This is a genomic window from Nostoc sp. CALU 546 (genome assembly GCF_048836525.1).
The window spans coordinates 11,680-32,429 of record NZ_JAWJTF010000012.1 but is presented as its reverse complement, the minus strand read 5'-3'; the positions used below and the strand labels follow the sequence as shown (position 1 = coordinate 32,429).

At 41.6% G+C, this 20,750-nt stretch carries 20 protein-coding genes; 8 read left to right on the top strand and 12 right to left on the bottom strand.

The features are described from left to right. Positions 1-10 precede the first annotated feature (10 nt). Positions 11-1,687 carry a protein kinase domain-containing protein gene (locus RRG12_RS08565; RefSeq protein ID WP_420758978.1) on the bottom strand — a complete coding sequence of 559 codons (1,677 nt, stop codon included), beginning with the start codon at positions 1,685-1,687 and terminating at the stop codon, positions 11-13. Between the two features lie 169 nt (positions 1,688-1,856). Between RRG12_RS08565 and RRG12_RS08560 the strand changes: the two genes are divergently transcribed. Beyond that, positions 1,857-2,057, top strand: a complete 201-nt coding sequence (locus tag RRG12_RS08560) for an FHA domain-containing protein (RefSeq protein ID WP_420758977.1) — start codon at positions 1,857-1,859, stop codon at positions 2,055-2,057. 16 nt (positions 2,058-2,073) lie between these two features. Here RRG12_RS08560 and RRG12_RS08555 read toward each other — a convergent pair whose 3' ends face one another. After that, a complete protein-coding gene (locus RRG12_RS08555) occupies positions 2,074-2,871 on the bottom strand; it encodes an HAD family hydrolase (protein WP_420758976.1) in 798 nt (265 codons plus the stop codon). Positions 2,872-2,976: 105 nt separating this feature from the next. On the opposite strand from RRG12_RS08555, the gene RRG12_RS08550 reads away from it, so the two are divergent. Beyond that, complete coding sequence (locus RRG12_RS08550; protein WP_420758975.1) at positions 2,977-3,795, top strand: hypothetical protein; 819 nt, start codon at positions 2,977-2,979, stop codon at positions 3,793-3,795. Positions 3,796-3,863: 68 nt separating this feature from the next. Here the strand turns inward: RRG12_RS08550 and RRG12_RS08545 are convergent, their stop codons facing one another. The 4 genes from RRG12_RS08545 to RRG12_RS08530 form a co-directional block, all read right to left on the bottom strand. Further along, positions 3,864-4,571, bottom strand: coding sequence for a DevA family ABC transporter ATP-binding protein (locus RRG12_RS08545; RefSeq protein ID WP_176727121.1), 708 nt, complete (start codon positions 4,569-4,571; stop codon positions 3,864-3,866). Positions 4,572-4,698: 127 nt separating this feature from the next. Beyond that, entirely contained in the window at positions 4,699-5,853 is a 1,155-nt protein-coding gene (gene devC, locus RRG12_RS08540; protein WP_069072889.1) for an ABC transporter permease DevC, read from the bottom strand. Between the two features lie 233 nt (positions 5,854-6,086). After that, positions 6,087-7,511 (bottom strand): HlyD family efflux transporter periplasmic adaptor subunit, encoded by a 1,425-nt coding sequence (locus RRG12_RS08535; protein WP_420758974.1) that lies wholly within the window; start codon positions 7,509-7,511, stop codon positions 6,087-6,089. Positions 7,512-8,869: 1,358 nt separating this feature from the next. After that, entirely contained in the window at positions 8,870-9,607 is a 738-nt protein-coding gene (locus RRG12_RS08530; protein WP_420758973.1) for a phycocyanobilin:ferredoxin oxidoreductase, read from the bottom strand. 201 nt (positions 9,608-9,808) lie between these two features. Between RRG12_RS08530 and RRG12_RS08525 the strand changes: the two genes are divergently transcribed. Next, positions 9,809-10,039, top strand: a complete 231-nt coding sequence (locus RRG12_RS08525; protein WP_420758972.1) for a hypothetical protein — start codon at positions 9,809-9,811, stop codon at positions 10,037-10,039. 91 nt (positions 10,040-10,130) lie between these two features. On the opposite strand, the gene RRG12_RS08520 is transcribed toward RRG12_RS08525, so the two are convergent. The 6 genes from RRG12_RS08520 to RRG12_RS08495 all read right to left on the bottom strand — a co-directional run bounded on the left by RRG12_RS08520 (position 10,131) and on the right by RRG12_RS08495 (position 14,894). Beyond that, positions 10,131-10,724 carry a Maf family protein gene (locus RRG12_RS08520; protein WP_420758971.1) on the bottom strand — a complete coding sequence of 198 codons (594 nt, stop codon included), beginning with the start codon at positions 10,722-10,724 and terminating at the stop codon, positions 10,131-10,133. A 131-nt stretch (positions 10,725-10,855) separates the two neighbouring features. After that, a complete protein-coding gene (gene psbP / locus RRG12_RS08515) occupies positions 10,856-11,401 on the bottom strand; it encodes a photosystem II reaction center PsbP (protein WP_420759020.1) in 546 nt (181 codons plus the stop codon). 205 nt (positions 11,402-11,606) lie between these two features. Next, positions 11,607-12,230 carry a GDSL-type esterase/lipase family protein gene (locus tag RRG12_RS08510; RefSeq protein ID WP_420758970.1) on the bottom strand — a complete coding sequence of 208 codons (624 nt, stop codon included), beginning with the start codon at positions 12,228-12,230 and terminating at the stop codon, positions 11,607-11,609. 153 nt (positions 12,231-12,383) lie between these two features. Then, a complete protein-coding gene (locus tag RRG12_RS08505; protein WP_069072884.1) occupies positions 12,384-12,713 on the bottom strand; it encodes a ribulose bisphosphate carboxylase small subunit in 330 nt (109 codons plus the stop codon). Positions 12,714-12,920: 207 nt separating this feature from the next. Beyond that, entirely contained in the window at positions 12,921-13,331 is a 411-nt protein-coding gene (gene rcbX, locus RRG12_RS08500) for a RuBisCO chaperone RbcX (RefSeq protein ID WP_069072883.1), read from the bottom strand. A 132-nt stretch (positions 13,332-13,463) separates the two neighbouring features. Then, entirely contained in the window at positions 13,464-14,894 is a 1,431-nt protein-coding gene (locus RRG12_RS08495) for a form I ribulose bisphosphate carboxylase large subunit (protein WP_181930930.1), read from the bottom strand. A gap of 816 nt (positions 14,895-15,710) precedes the next feature. Between RRG12_RS08495 and RRG12_RS08490 the strand changes: the two genes are divergently transcribed. The 5 genes from RRG12_RS08490 to RRG12_RS08470 all read left to right on the top strand — a co-directional run bounded on the left by RRG12_RS08490 (position 15,711) and on the right by RRG12_RS08470 (position 20,455). Then, on the top strand, positions 15,711-16,817 hold the full coding sequence (locus RRG12_RS08490; RefSeq protein WP_420758969.1) for a ligand-binding sensor domain-containing protein: 1,107 nt from the start codon (positions 15,711-15,713) through the stop codon (positions 16,815-16,817). 105 nt (positions 16,818-16,922) lie between these two features. Beyond that, on the top strand, positions 16,923-17,693 hold the full coding sequence (panB, locus tag RRG12_RS08485; RefSeq protein ID WP_069072880.1) for a 3-methyl-2-oxobutanoate hydroxymethyltransferase: 771 nt from the start codon (positions 16,923-16,925) through the stop codon (positions 17,691-17,693). Between the two features lie 14 nt (positions 17,694-17,707). Next, positions 17,708-18,325 carry a hypothetical protein gene (locus tag RRG12_RS08480; RefSeq protein ID WP_420758968.1) on the top strand — a complete coding sequence of 206 codons (618 nt, stop codon included), beginning with the start codon at positions 17,708-17,710 and terminating at the stop codon, positions 18,323-18,325. A gap of 567 nt (positions 18,326-18,892) precedes the next feature. After that, a complete protein-coding gene (gene dapB / locus RRG12_RS08475) occupies positions 18,893-19,729 on the top strand; it encodes a 4-hydroxy-tetrahydrodipicolinate reductase (protein WP_069072878.1) in 837 nt (278 codons plus the stop codon). A gap of 39 nt (positions 19,730-19,768) precedes the next feature. Further along, a complete protein-coding gene (locus RRG12_RS08470; protein ID WP_420758967.1) occupies positions 19,769-20,455 on the top strand; it encodes a phosphate ABC transporter permease in 687 nt (228 codons plus the stop codon). The last annotated feature ends 295 nt before the right edge of the window (positions 20,456-20,750 follow it).

Below are 20,750 nucleotides of genomic sequence, written 5' to 3'. Positions count from 1 at the left end.
AATTAATAATTTAATCTTTAATAATTTCAAATGAAGCTATTTTCCAGCGATCATCATCAAATTTTAATTTGTAGATTACTGTCCTGGTTTTAAAATCTGTTTCATTGGGATTAATATCTCCGTTTCTCTTATAAAGTTTGCGGTCTTCAGTAACTTTTAGTTGAATTGTCGCTTCGCTACCATTGACATCAAAATAATCCACACTATCAATTCTTTGTAAGGGGTATTCATAGTATTCACCATCTCTCTTTAGAGAATTGATAGAACCGTTAGCCCCAGCGGTGCCTTCGTATAGGGGATCTACTGTCAATTCACTAGCTGGTTGAGGATCGTAATTACGACCAAACATAACTCGCTTTGCCTGTAGCCATTTATAAATTAAGTTTTCCGCATCTGTAGTTGTTAATTCTGGTTGGAAAGGAGTAGTGATGCTGCTAGTATTTGTATTGGAAGGAATGTCTGGACTAGGCTCTGGGGAAAATGTTGGTTGTACTGGGCTTGGGCTTGGTGATTGTGGCTGAATATTAGAAATTGTTCGAGTTGGTTCAGATGGTGTTGGGGAGGGGGTGGGTACGTTTACTACAGTTGGTGAAGGCGAAGGCTGTGGTGGATTAGGTAGTTGTTCCCTTAACCATAAACCAGCAACCACACATACACCAATGACACCACCTATAATTACTGCTTTTTGCCAATCATTCATACCATGATTCTGTGGCGATCGCCCGGAGTAAACTGGCTGTTGGGATGAAAATCCTGCTGGTGTAGCTGATACAACTTTTGGAGGCTGGGCGTATGGGACTGGTGGCGGTGTAGAAACTGATATGGGATTGGATGGCTGTATGATAGGTGCAATTGGTGGGACTCCCATCTGCAATGCTTGTAGCATTTCTTTAGCACTGGAGTATCGATCGCGAGGGTAAGATGCGATCGCTCGATCTAAAATACTCACAAAACTGGGACTAATACTCAAAGCATGATGTCGCCACAAAATCTCACCTGTAGCAGGATCGGATGCTAGTTGTTGGGGAATCTTGCCTGTCAGCAAATAAATCGCTGTTAGTCCTAAACTATACAAGTCACTAGAAAACACAGGACGACCCGCAGTTTGTTCGCTAGGCATAAATCCTGGTGTACCAATTACAATCGACGTGCTGAAGTTACCAGAAGCAGTCATCACTGTGCCCATTGTTTCTTTGACTGCACCAAAATCGATTAAAACGGTTTTGCCATCATAATTGCGAATCAGAATATTTTCTGGCTTGATATCTCGATGCACAATCCGCTTACTATGAACGTAATCGAGAGTGGGCAAAATGTTAGTCAAGATTTCTCGAACTGAACTTTCACTTAGTAGTCCATGCTGTTGCAACTTTTCTGCCAGAGTTTGTCCCTCGATATACTCTTGCACCAAAAAAAATTGATCATTTTCCACTAAGTATGCGTACAGTCGAGGAATTTGATTGCTACCATCACCCAATTCTTCTAAAATCGCCGCTTCCCTCTGAAAACGTTCTTTCACCAATTGGTAAACCTGAGGGTTATTAACCACGGGCTTGAGCAGCTTAATTACACATCTGCGCCCTGAGGGCATTTGGGTATCTTCTGCTAGGAATGTTTCTCCAAATCCACCAGAACCTAGTACCCTAATTACTCGGTAACGATTGTTCAATATAGTTGGTGCTATCATATTTTGAAATTTCAAAAATTCAATTATTTGAGCATCGTTATATACTAAAATCTAAATATATATACTGATGTTAATTTAAATTGAAAATTTGTAAATTTTTGAGAAAAAATATGTATTTTTGTACAAAAAAAATTAACTTAAGCAAAATATTTTGCAACAAACTAAGTTTATGAATACAGGCAAAAATAATACTAATCCCAATGCTACTTTACCTCTAGAAGCTCCTACGGTTTCTTGCCGCCACACCACAATTGATACTGACAGACAAGGGCACTATATTCTCCGCGATTACAGTACCAATGGTGTCTTTGTGAATGGGCAAAAAGTCAATACCACTGCTTTGCTGTCGCCAAAACTAGTAATAAATTAAACTTTTCAAACATCCTCTAACTTGAGATGTGCAAGCTTTTCAAAATATAACTAGATAACTCACAAAATCCTTCGCCTTCAGCAGCGCTAGTAATATAAGCAGGGTGATATTTCAACTGATTTATATATTCCAGCACGTTTGCCACGCCTACAGAAATAGGAAAATAACGCTGATCAAATAAACTTTCATCATTGGGACTATCACCCACAGTGACAATTTGTTCTGATGAGTACTGGGGCAAATATTCGCGCAATACTTGCAACAATCCCACAGCTTTATCTTGTCCTTGGGGTTTAATGTGACACTGCACATTGCTATAGGTAAATCCCCAACCCATTTGTTGACAAAGACTATCTATGGTTTGTATTTCATCTTGAAGCAAACCAGCTACATCAAAAGTCCAGTCGGTGGTGCGAAAGCGATTATCAGCAGATTCTTTGATTTGGGGAAATTTAGTTTGTAAATTCTCAAAAGTTGTAGCTAACTGCTGGCGATGTTTAGCTAAATCGGGAATGGGTGTTAAAACTACTGGTTTATGGTTCCCCGGTGGAAAGTACAAACCGCCATTTTCTGCGATCGCACCTGCTACTGGCATCAAACTACTCAATCCACTCACCCATCCAGCAGAACGTCCTGTGACAATCAGCACCTTAATGTCAGCTGCCGCTAAATCCTCTAAAGCTTGTAACAGTGCGGGAGTAAATTTTCCTCGTCTGGTTAGAGTGCCATCCATATCTGTGGCTATCAGACGAATATGAAGAAAGCTTGTAGATGAAACTTCAGACAGGGCAGGGACGCTCTGGTGTCTGGACATAGGCAGTTTGTAAAAAGCTGTTAAAAATATTAATGATACAGCAAGATGACCTTGAAGATTTGGGCATCCTAAACATCAGGAGTCAAGTTTTTCAGTTTTCCAACCATGCCCACTTCGATGTTTCTTGCCCAAACCCCAGGAAAGCCTAAAAAAGCATCCCAGGAAGTGCCAGCAAGTAATCCTCAAATGCCACCATTATTGTTGGTAACTTCTGGAGGACTGGCTTTAGCGGTGATTGCTTTGATTGTGTATAGTAAGCTCCAGAAGGATAAGCTGGAGAAAAAAATTAAGTTTGAACAATTCCGGGCGCGAGAATTAGAGAAAAAGTTTAAGCTGGCGCTGGAAACAATTCGCAAAATGGAAACTAATCCCGATTTGGTCAATTCACGGGACTTTAACCTGGATTATCTGCGGATGCGGATGTCAGAGGAGGTGTTTCATTTTGCAATCCTTAATCAAATAAAGATTCAGATCAAAGAAAAAATTTCTCAAGCCCTGCGTCCAAATCAAGCCCAACAAGGATCGGTTGGAATTGCTAATAGCGCTGGACGGCAAGTAGATGAAACTTTTGATGTAGAGTATGAAACTGGTAGTCCAGGGAACTCTGCCAAGCGAGTGCTGTTTCGGATTCAAATCCGGTTAATGAAGTTACCGACACAAGCAACTTCTGCGACTATTAGTCAAATTATTGATTGTATAGAAACTTACCTAAGCCCCATAGAAGACGAAGATAGTTGGCAACCCATAATTCAAGGTCGGATTGCTACTATGCATTGGGATCAAAAAGCCAAACCTACGCCTCTATTGGTGCTGGAGCAATCGAATGAAGGCGTGAATGTAACTTTCCGTACTAGTCGCCAACCAAATACCCCAACTCCGCCAAAGTCACCTGGAATGAAAAAATCAGGTTCGGCTAGATTATAAATTATGGCTGTCATTGGTCATTTGTCGTTTGTCATTGGTCATTCACAAAGGACAAATGACTAAAATCATTACTGAATAACTGTATTTGGGGAATTACGGGTTAAAAGACCATCTTCCATTTCTACGATGCGATCGGCTATGTCTAAAATGCGGTTGTCGTGTGTCACTAATAAGATAGTAGTTCCCTGATTTTTAGCTAGACTCTGCATTATTTCCACAACATCGCGTCCTGATTGTTTATCTAATGCGGCTGTTGGTTCGTCTGCTAGCACTAGTGGGGGACGATTTACTAGAGCGCGAGCGATCGCAATTCTTTGTTTTTGTCCACCAGAAAGATTGTCTGGGTAGTAATCAACTCGTTCTTCTAGACCAACAGAGCCCAGCATGGCTTTTGATTTAGCCATTGCTTCTGTTTGAGAAATATTATCATTCAACTCTACTGCCATTTGCACATTTTGCTTTGCAGTCAAGAACCCTAGCAAATTGTGGGCTTGGAAAATATAACCAATGTTGCGTCGCATCTGCACCAATTTGTTTTGACTGACGCCAACGAGTTCTTCACCTAAAAATTTTAAGCTTCCCTCTTGTACAGACCGCAAACCACCAATTAAGCTGAGTAATGTGGTTTTACCTGAACCTGATGGGCCAGTCATAATGACAATTTCACCTGGATAAATTTCTAGGTTAATGTCAAACAATATCTGTTTTCTCAGTGCGCCTTTGCCATAGTAGTGGTTGAGATTTTTAATGGCGATTACAGGTTCTTTCCCTATCATATTTTTGTTAGTTATAAGTTGGTATTCTCAAGACTTAACTGTAGTGAATATCAGAAGTCAAATCTGTTTGATTGTCATCATAAATATGGCTATCAACAATATCAATCATTGATTGAAATTGAATTAATTAAAAGATATCTGCTGGATCGGCAGAGCGCAATTTTCGGACTGCGATCGCACCGGAAATGATACACATTAGCATCGTTAAAATTAACACCATTACCGCTCGATCAAAACTCATAAAAACTGGTAAAAGTGTTGCTTTTCTGGCACTGTCATACATAAACAAAGTAAATATTATTCCAGGTATATATCCTAAAGCTGCTAATAACAAAGCTTCCTGAAGAATGACTGTTAATAAATAGTTTTGCGTATAGCCTATTGCCTTGAGAGTAGCGTATTCAGATAAGTGATCTGCAACTTCTGTATAAAGAATTTGATAAACGATCACAGTCCCCACAATGAAACCCATGACAGTTCCTAATGTGAAAATAAATCCAATAGCTGTACTATTTGCCCAATAATTCCGCTCAAAATCAATAAATTCTTGCTTAGTTAGAACATTGATCTCGTTAGGTAAATACTTTCGTAATTCTTGGGCAACAACTGTAGCATTCGCTCCCGGTTTTAATCTAATTAAACCAATATCAATCAATCCTTGTTGACGATTATTGAATATTCGCAGAAAGTTGATATCACTTGTAATTAAATTACCATCTGCGCCAAAGGATGCACCTAATGTAAATAATCCTTCTACTTTAATTCGCCGCCTTCGCACTTCTGATGTTACAGTCTTTCCTTGGTCATAATTAGCAGCAATTGGGCCATACTCCACCCTAGAAGAACGGTCAAATAGAACTACATCAGGTAGTTTAAGTTTATCTAAATTTTCCTGAACTCCAGGTAAGTTAACTAGATTAGTTTCTGGATTCATGCCAAATATCAGGATACTCCGAGGACGGCCTGTTACAGGATTTTTCCAGATTGTAAAATCCAAATATATCGGATGTACTGATTGGACTGCGGGTAACTCTAAAGCTTTATATAACCGTCGTTGAGAAAAGCTTCTCATCGCCAAGACAGCGCTAGATTGACTGTTAATTAAAACAATATCGCCCTGCAAGCTGTTATGAAATCTAACGTTACTATAATACAGAGCATCTCGGAAGCCGAGTTGCATAAACATTAAAATATCAGCAAAAGAAATTCCTGCTAAAGCCACCGCTAGGCGAGTTTTTTCCCTTGTCAGTTGTAGCCACGACAGAGGTATTTTTTGATTCATTTTATAGGCATCCAAGCACAGTTAAGTAATTCGTAATTCGTAATTCGCAGTTAATTTGTGCTATTGATTTCAACCCCCGATATTAGTTAAAAGTTGAGGTTTTCCACTCAATTCTGGCAAGGCTAGTATCGAAGTTATAGAATGCTTAAACTTAATTAAACAGCCTGTTGAAGAATATTTATCATCCAAAGTATCAAATCACTAATTGGTGTTACTGCTCATCCATAACTTAATTAGTTATTAATTTCGACAACAACTTTGGCGTAAGTTAAACCAGAAACTTTCTCGCTATCTTCTGGAGGTAGAGCAATTTTAACTTCTACGACTCTGGCATCTACATCTGCTGCTGGATCTGTATTCAGCACATCTTTTTTACCAATTTTTCTACCAATTTCAGTGACAGTTCCCTTTAACTCGCCGCTAAATGCTCCATTGTCGCTGCTGATAGTGGCGTTTTGACCAATACGTACTTTACCAATGCTGTCTTCGGCGACTTCAGCAATCACAAACATTTGGCTGGTTTGTCCAATTTCAGCAATGCCATTAGCACCAATAGCTTCGCCTGATTTGGTGTAAACTTTTAAAATTTCTCCGGCGATTGGTGCTTGAACGTAGCTCAATCTCAGTTCTGCTTCGGCTTTTCTAACATTTGCGAGGGCATTACTAACTTGGGCTTGCGCTACTTGCACATCAGCAGGACTAACGTCCACAATTCTGCTCAGTTTGGCCTTTTCTTCATCGATTTGTCTTTGCAAAGTTGCTACGGTTTTATCGCGGTTCACTTTAGCTTCGATTAGCTGCTGTTGCAAAACTGCTAAATTTTGTATTTGGTTAGCTCTAGCCTCAGCAAGTTGCTGTCGCAGGGTTGCCAATGTCTGCTTTAAGGTAGCTTGGCTTTCGACAACCTGCTGATTAGCTGTTACTGCACTCAAGCGTCTTCTGTCCCGCTCTTGCTGAGAAATAGCACCTTCTCTGTATAAAAAATCATAGCGTCCAGCATCTACTTGAGCATTACGCTGTTCGGCTTGGATACGTGTAATGGTCGCTCTTAGAGCATCTCTTTGCCCACTAAGTTCAGCTTCTAGGCGATTCACGGTTGCTTGTTGGACAAGTTTATCACCACTTAACTGAGCTGCAATCCGGGCGATCGCAGCTTGCCCGGCATTCCTTTCGCCAATTAACTGTGCTTGTAGGCGAGCAATAACTGCTCTTTGGGCTTGAATATCTCTTGGAGATCCAGCCCTAACTTGCGCTAAATTCGCACGGGCTTCTTGCACTTTGGCTTTTGCTTCTTCTAGTCCGGCTATTTGGGTATCACGGTTATCCAAAATTGCCAAAATTTGACCTTGCTTTACCTGTTCACCCTCTCTCACCAAAAGTTGCTGAATTCGTGACGATGGTGCTAATCCTGATGATGGGGCGGACAATTTAACCACTTCACCTCGCGGTTCCAAACGCCCTACAGCACTAATGCTATTGGTAGATGGCATTACGGGGGCAGATGTAGTTAGTTTTCTCAGCTGCTCGATTTTAGCTGTACCTAGTATCCCAGCGGCGATTACTATGGGCACAGCTACAGCGATACCCCACCAAATTTTAGGTTGTTCTTGGTTAAGTGCCTGCTCACTTGGCTTTGGCTTTTCAGTCACCCTTGACATAGTATGTTGCCCATTTACCTGAATTGTGCTGATGGAAGTAAAAATAAAAGGGTTTTTAATCAACAGCCAGCCGCTTAGGACAAACAACAGTGGTTTAAAGCTGGGTATGGCTTAAAAATCCATTGCGTGATGAACGCTCAACACTATGGCTTTGTAAAATGGTGTTTTCTATAGCGATCGTTTGTATGCAATACATTGACCTCACTTCCATTCCTCTCTCCTAAAAGGAGAGAGGAATGGAAGCTTACTTACTCCCCAACGCTAGTAGGGAAGGGGCTGGGGGTTAGGTCTGTATTGAAACTGAGAAACGCTATAGTAGCTGGCTATTCAATAACTCTGAGTATTATTGAGACATGAATGCAATGGAAGTTAGCAGAATTCACAAGCAGTATGAATCTAGATGCAGAGGCGCGATATATCGCGTCTCTACATAAAATCCCAAAATGGTATGATGCGGTACTTTACTGCTACATTAACTACGGCTACAGTTAGTTACAAAATTGAAAAGAAACATCAAAAATAGACTGTTGCCTTTGCTGGATACAATCTTGCTACAAAAGTTAGTCTTCCTTAAGTGAATCAACGATTAACTGACTAAAAAATATCTGTCAACTTGAGCATTCCTAACATTAGAGTTTCCTTAACTTTCTGGTCAATGAGTTAGCTGTCCTGTCTCTAGTTCTTGCGCCTATTAAGACAACAAACCATTTTGTGATATTCGCTTCAAAGACCTTACTATTCTCCCTGTTGCTGTTTTGGGACTCCATTAAACTCTCGTTGAATGAATTCTACATTTATCCGTTACCCGAAAACGTAACAGAGCCTACAGATAAGGGAGATAACAATTCAAAATTCAAAATTCAAAATTCAAAATTAAAGACATTTCAGAGCAACTAGCAGAGGCAGGTTTTGTGGTTCTTGTCTTTTGAAGAAGAATTTAGAAGCCAGAAATAAGAGTTACAAAACTTAATGACGTTACCCGCATTTCTCACAAGCTCAAGACATTTGATGGAGCAGAGGAGAAGTAATGAGTAACGAGTAATGAGTAAGAAGTAAGAAGTTTTTACTTATTACTCATTACTTTTTACTCATTACTTCTCCCCTGCACAAGCCAGGCTTTAAGAGGTTGAATGAACAAGTGTTTCGCTGTGATTTTAGGCACTTTAGATCCCCCCTAACTCCCCTTAAAAAAGGGGGAACCGGAGTCAAAGTCCCCCAATTTATCGGGGGATTTAGGGGGATCTAAAACTTTTGATACCGACAAGAGGACTTTTCAAACATCCTCTAAGAGGTGTGGTGAGAAATCCGGCGTTAGCGAGTCCGTGAGCGTCATTACGAATTACGAATTACGAATTATTTTAAGTTGGGAGGTCGAATAAAACTGTGGTCATATAATTTTCTGCCCAAGCTGGGCCAAAGGCTTTTTCTAGGACGCGGCGGGTTTTATCGTTTTGCTGCTGTTTGGTGCAGTAGTTGTGTTGTCCGGCGAGATTTTGGGTGACTTGTTCGACTGAAACAGGATGTGAGGCGATCGCTTGGGTGCAATGAATGTCTAAAAATTCTCGCACCCGTGAGAGAAACATTGCTTCTTCTTCGGGAGAACTGGGGCGGACAAAAATGCAAAAATCCGAAAAAATATTTCCCCATTCAGGTAATTCACGGGGTTGGGAAAAGTTAAGCACCGTTAGCTGTGTGAGTTCAGAAGTATAAGATTCTGGTAGGGTACGCTCTAATTGAATCGGAGAAAGGTCTGCGATCGCTGCACTAATTTGTCCTCTACCGCCAACTAAGTCACAACCAAACATCGGCAGGTTGTATTCTGGACGGGGAAACATGACGCAGTGCAAAATATCCAGCATATTTCCGATTTTCGCCAGTTCCAAGTGCATTTTCCGAAACTGGGGCGTTTGATAGCAGCGATTTTCAATCGTCAGTTTTTCGCCTTCTAGTCTACCTTCCACATACCCCAACTCATCAGGCAAATGGTAGGGCGATAGATCCAGGTGCTGATGCCAAGCTGCCTCAATACAATCAGCTAGCTGACGAATTAGGGGATGTTGTTGCTCACGCAGCGAGGGCATAGAAGTAAATGACATATTCTAGTTGGGAATGCGATCTAATGGCCAGTCTACAACCAGTCGTGTCATACCTGTTGTGGTCTGCAATATAAGCAAACACTTGCACCCAGCCAACGTAAATTTATAAGACAGAGACTTTTCACAAGGATTATTTATTTTGTAGTCTAGGTTACAGAAATAATTTTAGATTAGCCCATTTGTGAAGACTAATAGAAAGCTATGAAACTAGATTCTCATAGACCGGATTTTGCTGTACATACAAGAAAGCACTATAGCTTGGAAGGCTTACAGAGGTTCAGAGCTTCCACTTGGGTAAACCTTTTGCAACTTCCCAACCCCTTTAGTTTTGACGAAGCACTTTTATTATGTCCAGTTTCAGCGGATGAGTGGTTAGCCTGGATTCCAGATCATGGAGAGGCAATACTGAATATCAGGCAATTTAGTTATTAGTCATTTGTCATTAGTCATTAGTCATTACTCATTACTCATTACTCATTACTCATTACTCATTTGTCATTGGTTAATAACTTTAGACAAGGGACTATTGCCAGAAATCAGTGACATCGTATCCCAATTCACTTAGCATCTGCCGTAGCAGGGGTAAACTGAGTCCAATGACATTGCTGTGACAACCTGCAATTTTTTCTACGAAGAAACTACCAAAACCTTCAATTGCAAAGGCTCCAGCACACTTGAGGGGTTCACCTGTGGCAACATAAGCTTCAATGGCGCGATCGCTCATTTGAGCAAAATAAACTCTTGTAACTTGAGACTTGACTAAAGTATGGTTTTGTCCAGGGTCAATTAAGGCGTGACCTGTGTACAAGTCGCCAAAGTTACCTTGCATTATCTGCCAACGAGCGATCGCTTCTGAAGCATCTGCTGGTTTGCCGTAAATTTCACCATTCATGGACAAAACTGAATCACAACCCATAATCAAAGCCGATTCAAACTGCGGTGCTACAGTTTCCGCTTTGTACTGGGCAAGAGTTTTGACCAATTCTGCTGGTTCACTTAGTTCAATTTGCGACTCATCAAAGTCACTAGGTTGAACTATCGGTTCAATGCCAACAGTTTGCAGCAAGCGGCGTCTGGCTGGGGAAGCTGAAGCAAGTACAAAAGGTGGAATTTTCATGAGATTTTAGAAAAATTTGTTAATTGGGCATTGGGCTATTCAATTTTGGATTTTGGATTTTAAATTTTGGATTAAATTCCAATCTAAAATCTAAAATCTAAAATCTAAAATTCTTACATGCCACTCCCCAATTAATAGACAGAAAAAGAATTGACAACCTCATCAATCATTCGTTTAACTTTCGGCCAGCGTTTTTCAGGAATTGAAGCGTTGAAGGTAAAAACTTTACCACGGCTAACAGCAACGCTGGCGATGTTGTGTCGTTGCTGTTGATTGGGAAGTTTAACCTCATACTCTAAAAGGTAATATGTTTTACCGTCTACTTCTCGCTCTGCGGCATTGACTAATTCAGCCGAACGACCAGAGCCAGGAGGCGCGAGAGCGGCTTTCCCTAATTTGTATCCTACTTCTGTTGGGGTTCCCAATTCTGACAAAGTTTTGCCTTCTGGAACTGGGCTAATCACAACCGAAACATTTTCAGACACCTCAATCAAATCGTGGAAAACCACATCTGGCCCATCGGCAACTTTAACTGGCAGCCAGCCGTTAGGGTATAGAAACTGATAGCCATCACCACTGTCTACAAAGCTTTTGAGTCCAGCCGCAGCCGCCACATCCGAATTACTCAGACTGAAGCTCAACACCAATAGTAAAATTAATACAATTCGTTTCAACATTTCTACAGATTCCTTTGGGCTGGAGACAACACTAGCCAGTTTGTCCAGAAAGCGGGGAACGATATGATAACCCATGAGCTTGTCTTATCTTATGAATAATTAACACTTCTGAAGTTAATGTTAAGTTTTTTTTGAGTATAGCGATCGCTTTTTTTTCACACAAGACACAGTTTAGCGGTGCGAACAGCCGCAATCAACCAAAATATTATAGAGGAATGTTATGGGGAAACCAATTTAACCAAGCGTCCCAATTTTCTACAATTTGGGCAAATTCTGCATAACCGCCTGCTTGCGGATGAACACCATCATTAGCTTTTGCCTCATTTATCCAGATGTTTGATTTTTCTAATATCGGAAAAACATCTAAATAAGGTACATTTAATTCCTTACAAATTAAAGCAAACTGTTTAGATAAATCAATAGTTCTCTGCCTTCTTTGAGTATCTTCTTGTTCTGCGTATGGCGCCGGGCCAACCATCAACACAGGGTACAATTTCTGAGCTTCACTTAAAATTTCACAGGCATTTTTGATGGAATCTGCAAAATCCACGCGATTTTTAGCATTTTCCACTATTGTGTCATTCAATCCAAAGGAAAATATAATTCTGTCATCATATTCTTTGGGTAAGCGAAGTGATACTTCTTGTAACCAACGTTTTGCTATATCGGTACTAGTATCTCGCCTAATTCCCAAATTATAGTAGGTAATGTCATAACCTTTTTTATTAGCGTTAGCGCATATTCTACCTGTCCAACCAAGACATTCAGGATCGCCAGTACCATTAACAAAAGAGTCACCAACAAAGCAAATTCTTACTGCTTTTAGCATTACCAGTATCTTAAGAAACGTATAGGCACATAGAGAAGAACTCTGCGCCCCTTTGCGTCTCTCTACGTTTCAAAACAAATTTAGTAAATAGGAGAGGTAGATAATTCTACCTCTCCTATGGGGATAAACTAATTACTAAGAGCTAGTGAGCTTTTAGTATCTGTTTGGTTTGTGAACAAGAAAGCTGAGAACTTGGCACTGCTTGATGTTGTCAAAACCCACAACACGGATATAGCTGTTGTTGAATTGAGAGCGGCATCCTTGAACTTCGCTCAATACTTCTTGAGTGGATTTAGCACCAAACAAAGGCAACTTCCACATTGTCCAATATAATTCTGTTGGCTCAGAAGTTTCGTTAAACTCGATCGCAGGAATGTAACCTTGATTCAAGATGTACTGGACTTGTTTAGCGATTTGAGCATCAGACAGAGGGGGAAGATAAGAAAGGGTTTCGTAACGACGCTCTTTTGGTAAAGTTTGCATAGCTTTTGATAATGGGTTGCGATTTTTTACTACTAGATTGACCTTGCCAATTTTAGATTTTAGATTGCTAATTTTAGATTTTTTACACAGCCACGGCAGTTTTCACTACCGAATAAATCTATAACTTAAAGAGTAACTAGATTTATTTTTGGGAATAATCTAAAATCCAAAATCCAAAATCCAAAATCCAAAATCGTTATGACCGAACTAATTGGATAAGTTATCCAAATTCTGATCTGAAGTTGTTTGCTGTTCTGGTTGCAGACTGGGGTTAGATGTGTCTACTACTTGTGTGATGCGTTCTAAATGCTGGCGACGCTGCTCCATATTGGCTTGTTGAATGCCAGTGCGAACCATTTCCGGTAAAAATTCTGCAATTTCTTCCGCAATGTGTTCTCTGACAGTCATGATTCGCAAAGCCAAATCTGGTTTTTCTCGCAACAGCTGCTCAAGGAATGACTCACCATTTTGAATTTTGCCAGACGAAAAGTTATGCAACCAAAGTTCTAATGGCGGATTAGTTTCGCCTAGCTGTGCCAATACTGTCCTTAGAGCCTGATAAGTCAGATAGCTTTGGAGAGTTTTGGCTGTGTCCTTCGCAATTTGCTTAAGATTCATGCTTGACCCCAGCCCTGAAGAGTTATGAGTTATGAGTTATGAGTTATGAATTAATGCAAATCCTAACTCTTGTACAGACGCGATTTATCGCGTCTCTACTTCTAACTCTTAACTCTTAACTGTTAACTCAGATCAGACGGTATCCATTGCTTCAAACTCGAACTTGATTTCTTTCCACAGTTCGCAAGCAACAGCCAGTTCAGGAGACCACTTGGCAGCTTCGCGGATGATATCGTTACCTTCACGAGCCAAGTTACGGCCTTCGTTACGAGCTTGAACAACGGCTTCCAAGGCGACGCGGTTAGCGGTTGCACCAGGAGCGTTACCCCAAGGGTGTCCCAGAGTACCACCACCGAATTGTAGTACGGAGTCATCACCAAAGATTTCTACCAGTGCGGGCATGTGCCATACGTGGATACCACCAGAAGCAACTGCCATTACACCAGGTAGAGAAGCCCAGTCTTGGGTAAAGTAGATACCACGAGACTTGTCTTGCTCAATGTAGTTTTCACGCAACAGGTCAACGAAGCCCATTGTGATGCCGCGCTCACCTTCCAACTTACCAACGACTGTACCGGTGTGGATGTGATCGCCACCAGACAAACGTAGGGCTTTAGCCAATACACGGAAGTGAATACCGTGGTTCTTTTGACGGTCAATTACAGCGTGCATCGCACGGTGAATGTGTAGCAAGATACCGTTGTCGCGGCACCAACGAGCCAATGTGGTGTTGGCGGTGAAACCTGCGGTCAGGTAGTCATGCATGATGATGGGCTGTTTGAGTTCTTTAGCGTACTCAGCCCGTTGCAACATTTGTTCACAGGTGGGGGCGGTGACGTTGAGGTAGTGACCTTTGATTTCACCGGTTTCTGCTTGAGCTTTGCTGATAGCTTCAGCTACGAACAAGAAGCGATCGCGCCATCTTTGGAATGGTGCGGAGTTGATGTTTTCGTCGTCTTTGGTGAAGTCCAAACCACCGCGTAAGCACTCGTATACAGCGCGTCCGTAGTTCTTAGCGGAAAGACCCAATTTGGGCTTAATGGTACAACCCAACAAAGGACGACCGTATTTGTTTAACTTGTCGCGCTCAACTTGGATACCGTGGGGAGGCCCTTGGAAGGTCTTGATGTAAGCTACTGGGAAACGGATGTCTTCTAGACGTAGTGCCCGCAAAGCTTTGAAACCAAATACGTTACCGACAATTGAGGTCAATACGTTGGTTACAGAACCTTCTTCAAACAAGTCCAAAGGATAGGCAACGTAACAAATGTACTGGTTGTCTTCGCCGGGAACTGGTTCGATGTCATAGCAACGACCTTTGTAGCGATCGAGGTCGGTGAGCAAATCTGTCCACACAGTTGTCCAAGTACCTGTGGAAGATTCAGCCGCAACAGCCGCACCTGCTTCTTCGGGAGGAACACCAGGCTGGGGTGTCATGCGGAACGCAGCTAGAAGATCGGTATCTTTTGGTGTGTAATCGGGTGTGTAATAAGTTAGTCTGTAATCTTTAACCCCGGCTTGATACCCAGACTTGCTCTGAGTCTTCGTTTGAGCGTAAGACATATTTTATCCTTCCCTGAAATCACTCTTAATTAATTATCAAATCACGTTTTGTGCAACTTCCCCTCACCCCGGCTCTTTCCCGCCTAGATGGGGGAGAAGATCAGGAAAATTTTTGTTAAGGGTTGCCTTTGGCAGAGGTTAGCAGTTTTTTTGCGGCGGACACTTTGGTAGCGGTGGTAGCCCTCCTCACCAGTGTTCTCCCCTTCTAGGGGTACACGACCTAGCGCTTCTACTGTTCCCTCTTGCTAAAAATCAAAATTCTTTTTTACCTCTTTTTCGCACCCAACTAAACCTTCTCAATTTCACCAAAACTTCCGCGTTTTTGCGGGTAGCATTCAGATAATTCCCCCATAAACTGGGATATTCAGGGGATTGGGCTGGCTGGCACACATTCCCGGCTTTACACTCCCTATATCTTTCCCCTTGATAGAAAAGATACCAGAAAAGAATTTACTTGACAGAGATTTAGCAGAGTGGTGAGCGAAAGATAAAAGAATTGCACACCACGTAATTTGTAACTTGTTTCACAATATATCAAGAATTCGATAAGTTATTCTTTGAAAGTTTTTAACTTATCTATTTAATTTTGTTATTACATAAAGATTTAAACATTTTGTTACAAATACTTTACAAGGTGTCATCGATGGTGTTCGGGGACTGGGTATTCGGGACTGGGTATTGGGTAATGAGAAAGTATTCCTAAATATTTATTTCCTAGTCCCCAGTCCCCAGTCCCTATTCCTCAATCCCCAATGTTTAAAAAATACCAGCTAGGGGAACACTGAAGTTAACCCAAAGCCAGTTTAGGTAACGGCTATGGGCACTGTCTCCAAAGGAAATGTCACCGTGGTATTGTTTTGCAAGCGTAATAGTTTATTGATTACTTCTATCCTCCTGGGGTTGATAGCTGTGCCAAGTATGGGATGGGCACAAAAAACCCCTGATGTTAATTCATCTGATTTAACCCCCGCTTACCCAGCTTCCCCACCGCCACCGCGAGTAGAACCCTTACCCGATGAGCGGGGAGTGCAAGAAAATTCGCCAGAAACTGATTATCGTGTTGGTAACTTACTGGGAGATGTTACAGGCAATCTTTGGGTAGGTTCTTGGCGGGGACTGTCGCGGATTGATCCTAAAACGGGCAAGATTATTTCTCGTGTTAGCTTACCGAATGTCGCCATTGGTGCTTTAGCCCAAGACAAAGTAGGACGTTTGTGGGTAGGAAGTTATGGCGGACTGATGCGAGTAGACCCCCGTACTAACGAAATCACCGCGCAGAATTTATTTTTGCCTTCTAAACGAATATTGTCGCTATTACTTGACAAGCGGGGTTATTTGTGGGCTGGAACCGATAGCGGTTTAGCTCTAATTAGTCCCGACCAAGGCTTGATTATGACAACATTAAAAAATCTGCCTGGTGTCAGCGCCAACGCCCTGACTTTAGATGCTGAAGGTCAACTGTGGGTTGGCACTCTTGATGGATTAGTGCGGGTAAATACCGCTAGTGCTGCGATTATGAAGCGGATTGCCGATTTACCGGGAACCACTGTACAAGCTTTGGCTATTAGTCCAGAAGGATTAATTTGGGCCGGAATGCCAAATAATTTGCTAGTTATTAACCCAAAAACTGGTGCAGTTTTGCGGTCTGTGACCCGGTTGCGTGGGCGTGACGTGACAGCAGTACGTTTTGCTAAGGATGGTAGTGTCTGGGTCGGGACTAACAATGGTTTGTTACGATTAAATCCAAATACAGGAGCAGTGTTAGACGCAGAAGTTGCTGGACTTCCTTCTAGTCGGGTTCTTGCCCTTGCACCTGACATCGCCAATAAATTATGGATTGGCACTAGTGAAGGTCTAGCTTGGTTAATGCCCAAAACGGACAGTGCAAAACCTCATATTGCTTTCAGTCGCGCTGTTAAGTAGGGATTAGGGGACAGGTTACAGGGTACAGGGGACTGAATTCTTTTAGCCGATCACCTATACCTATCACTTATCCCCTATCACCTATCACCTATCCCCTAATTAAAAATGGCAATCACTACCCAGCAATTAATTCAATGGAAACAACAGGGACGTTCAATTGTGGCGTTGACCGCCTGGGATTATGCGATCGCTCAACTCCTCGATGCAGCTGGTGTAGACTTAATCCTCGTGGGTGACTCTATGGCAGTAGTTCTAGGGTATGAAACGACACTGCCAATAACTTTGGATGAAATTATATATCATGCCAAATCAGTGCGCCGTGGGGTGAAACGAGCATTGGTAGTTGTAGATTTACCATTTTTGACGTATCAAGAAAGTCTCCAACAAGCGATGCACTCAGCTGGGCGAGTGCTAAAGGAAACGGGCGCTCAAGCGGTAAAATTGGAAGGTGGCTATCCAGCGATCGCAGAAACAGTGGCTCGTTTAGTACAAGCTGGAATTCCGGTAATGGGTCATGTGGGTTTGACACCACAATCAGTACATCAACTGGGTTTGCGACAACAAGGCAAGACGCAAGAAGCCAGTGAGAGAATTTTACGAGAAGCGATCGCTCTCGAACAGGCAGGTGTATTTTCTCTAGTTTTAGAGCATATACCCGCAGATTTAGCAATGCAGATTTCACAAAAATTGAGTATTCCCACAATTGGTATCGGTGCGGGAATTCACTGTGATGGACAAGTTTTAGTTACCTCTGATGTCCTCGGACTTGCAGAGAAACATCCACCGTTCGCCAAAGTTTACACAAATTTGCGCGAGACGATTACCAAAGCTGTGCAAGATTATGCCGTGGAAGTGCGAGAGCGCAAGTTTCCTTGACTTCATCATTAACTATGGCTGAAACTGAAGCAACAAATTTGTTAAGAGTTCTACTTCAAAAAGATTCAGAGCAAGTACAAGCTTGGTTGAGAATGGTTTGGGCAGAGCAACAGCAAGTACCAGAAAAATTTAATTGGCTTGGTTTAGCTGAAGTCTCTACTTTCAGAGCGCAAGAACTAGCCAATGAAGAATCTAATGAATCTCATTCAGAAAGCCTTGCTTGGGCAGAGATAGCAACTTCAGTTTACGAATTTTTAGCTGAAAATAATCCTAGCTTTTCTGAACGATATCTAGATTCTTTAATGACATTACGAGCTTACATGATCCTAAAATTTGGTGCTATTCCAGAAAATCCAGTTCTCGATATATATCTGATTATTAATTGGTTTTTCGATAATTTACATATTTCCTACCAAGAAGCATTAATTAAAGCAGCAGATTGGAGAGAAGCTTTAGCAGCCAAGAATCCAGAAGAAACTCAAAAAAAGTTTGATAGCGAACTTGAAGATTTCAGAAAATTAAGGTTTATTAAGAGTCGCTTAAGAATCATTAAATATTTATCTAAGAGTAAATATTTTCTTCCAAACGAGGAACTGAATACTTGGATTTCACTTTGGGAAAAATTGCCCTAAGCTATGTTGATTCAGTCTTTCGGAAATCCTTTAAGCAGTACTGCAACCTAAATCAACAGTAACTACTAAAGAAATGTTAAATAAGCAGCTAATCGAGAACACAAAAAACCCCGACTTAATAGCCGAGGTATATAGGAGAAGTCCAAATGTCGATGGGATATTACAATACCGAAGTCTGTTTTTCTTAGTTAACACCCAACGTAACTAAAACTACATAGGTAGTAGATAAGGTGCAATTTTAGTTATGCAGCTTATTTTCGGGTTTTCTTAAGTTATATAAATAAATATAACAACAATATTACAAATGGTCAACTAAACTTGACAAATAAAGGCTGATAGCAATCATAAGCAATACTTATCAAAGCAGCATGAGCGGAAAATAAAACGGGTTACTGGCTAAAATAATGGGATGAAAATGAGAATCGCTCTTTTGGGGAGTAGAAAAAATAAGAGATTAGTTGCACAAATCAGGGTTGTCGGAATTAAGCCAGAGATTTGAGAAGCTAGCTACTAGATCGCGAAAGTCTTTACAATTCCTTTGTTGACTCAAAAAGTATTTCTCGATTTATGACAAATCAAGCTCCTATCCCGGTTATTGTCAACGGTGCTGCTGGCAAAATGGGCCGTGAGGTGATTAAGGCGGTGGCGCAAGCGCCTGACTTAAACCTAGTGGGTGCAATTGACCACAGTTTAGAACATCAAGATAAAGACGCTGGGGAGTTGGCGGGTTTAAGTGAACCTTTGGAAGTGCCGATTACCAATCAATTAGAACCGATGTTGGGGTATGTAGCTGGTGACAGGCAGTCTCCTCCAGGGGTGATTGTAGACTTTACCCATCCCGATTCAGTTTATGACAATATTCGCAGTGCGATCGCTTACGGTATTCGTCCTGTAGTTGGCACCACTGGGTTAAGTCCAGAACAAATTCAAGACTTGGCAGACTTTGCCGACAAAGCTAGCACTGGTTGTCTAATTATTCCTAATTTTTCCATTGGGATGGTGCTATTGCAACAAGCTGCGATCGCAGCCTCCAAATATTTTGACCATGTAGAAATTATCGAACTGCATCACAACCAAAAAGCTGATGCTCCCAGTGGTACTGCTATTCAAACGGCGCAGTTATTAGGAGAATTGGGTAAAACTTTCAACCCTGCTCTTGTAGAAGAAACTGAGAAATTACCAGGAGCTAGGGGCAGTGTAGCAGACGAAGGGATTAGAATTCATAGCGTGCGCTTGCCGGGATTGATTGCCCACCAGGAAGTTATTTTTGGCGCAGCCGGACAGATTTATACTTTACGACATGATACGAGCGATCGCGCTTGTTATATGCCAGGAGTGCTACTAGCGATTCGCAAAGTCTTAGCGCTAAAGTCGTTAGTATATGGATTAGAAAAGATACTTTAAACTTTAAACACATTATTCAGCATTCATTACTCAGCACTCATGTTAGTACCACTGACTCGCCAGAAATTTGAACAAGTTGTCCCCCTAATTGCCACTGGTTTGCAGTACAAGTACTACTGGGGGAAGTTCTCAAATTTTTTGCAACGGCTGTTAATTTCTGTAGTTGCGGTAGTTGTTATTTTGCTTGTAACAGTTGTTTTCAAGCTTGAGTTTGCTTCAATAGTATTTGTGCTAGGGATAATTAGCGCATTTTTTTGGCTGTGGTATCCAGTGTTTCAAGCAAGTATGCGGAATTTACAATGCCGCCGTTACAAATATGGCGGCTTTTTCCGTGGTCGAGTCTTAGATTGGTGGATTACAGACCAGTTGATGGGTAAAACCGAAACAGTCAACAACAAAGGCGAATTGGTAATTATAGAAAACCGAGAAAAACAGATAAACTTAGAGGTAGGTGATGACACAGGATTTAGCATTGAGTTTGTAGCACCATTACGTTCTGCTCACAAAGTTATTACTCGTGGTCAAATTGCAGAAATGGTAGTAATGTCAAATCGCCCAGATTTAAGTAGTATTGAAGAATTCAGCGATATATACTTTCCCAATAGTAACTTGTGGGTAAGCGATTATCCTTATCTGCGGCGGGATTTCTTTAACGAAGTCGGTCGGCGCTTGCGTGAAGACAAACAACAAAAGCCGCGTCGGCGGCGTCGTAGAGTAGAGGATTAATGAAGCATAGGCTTCTCTTGCAGACACGCGCAAGAAACATACCGACACTAATTAACCAGCTGCCTATTGTAGGCCTTTTAGTAGTTTGTTCTTAACTACAAGTCCCTCTTAAAAAGGAGGGAAACAATAAATCCAATTCCCTCCCCTTTGCAACTACGGTGTACACACAAGTCCTAAAAACCTAGCTTGATAAGCATTTCCTCGTTCCTCGTTCCCAGTCTCCGACTGGGAATGCATTCATTGAGTCTCTGACTCAATATTTGATTAGAGGCAGAGCCTCTAAACAGGCATTCCT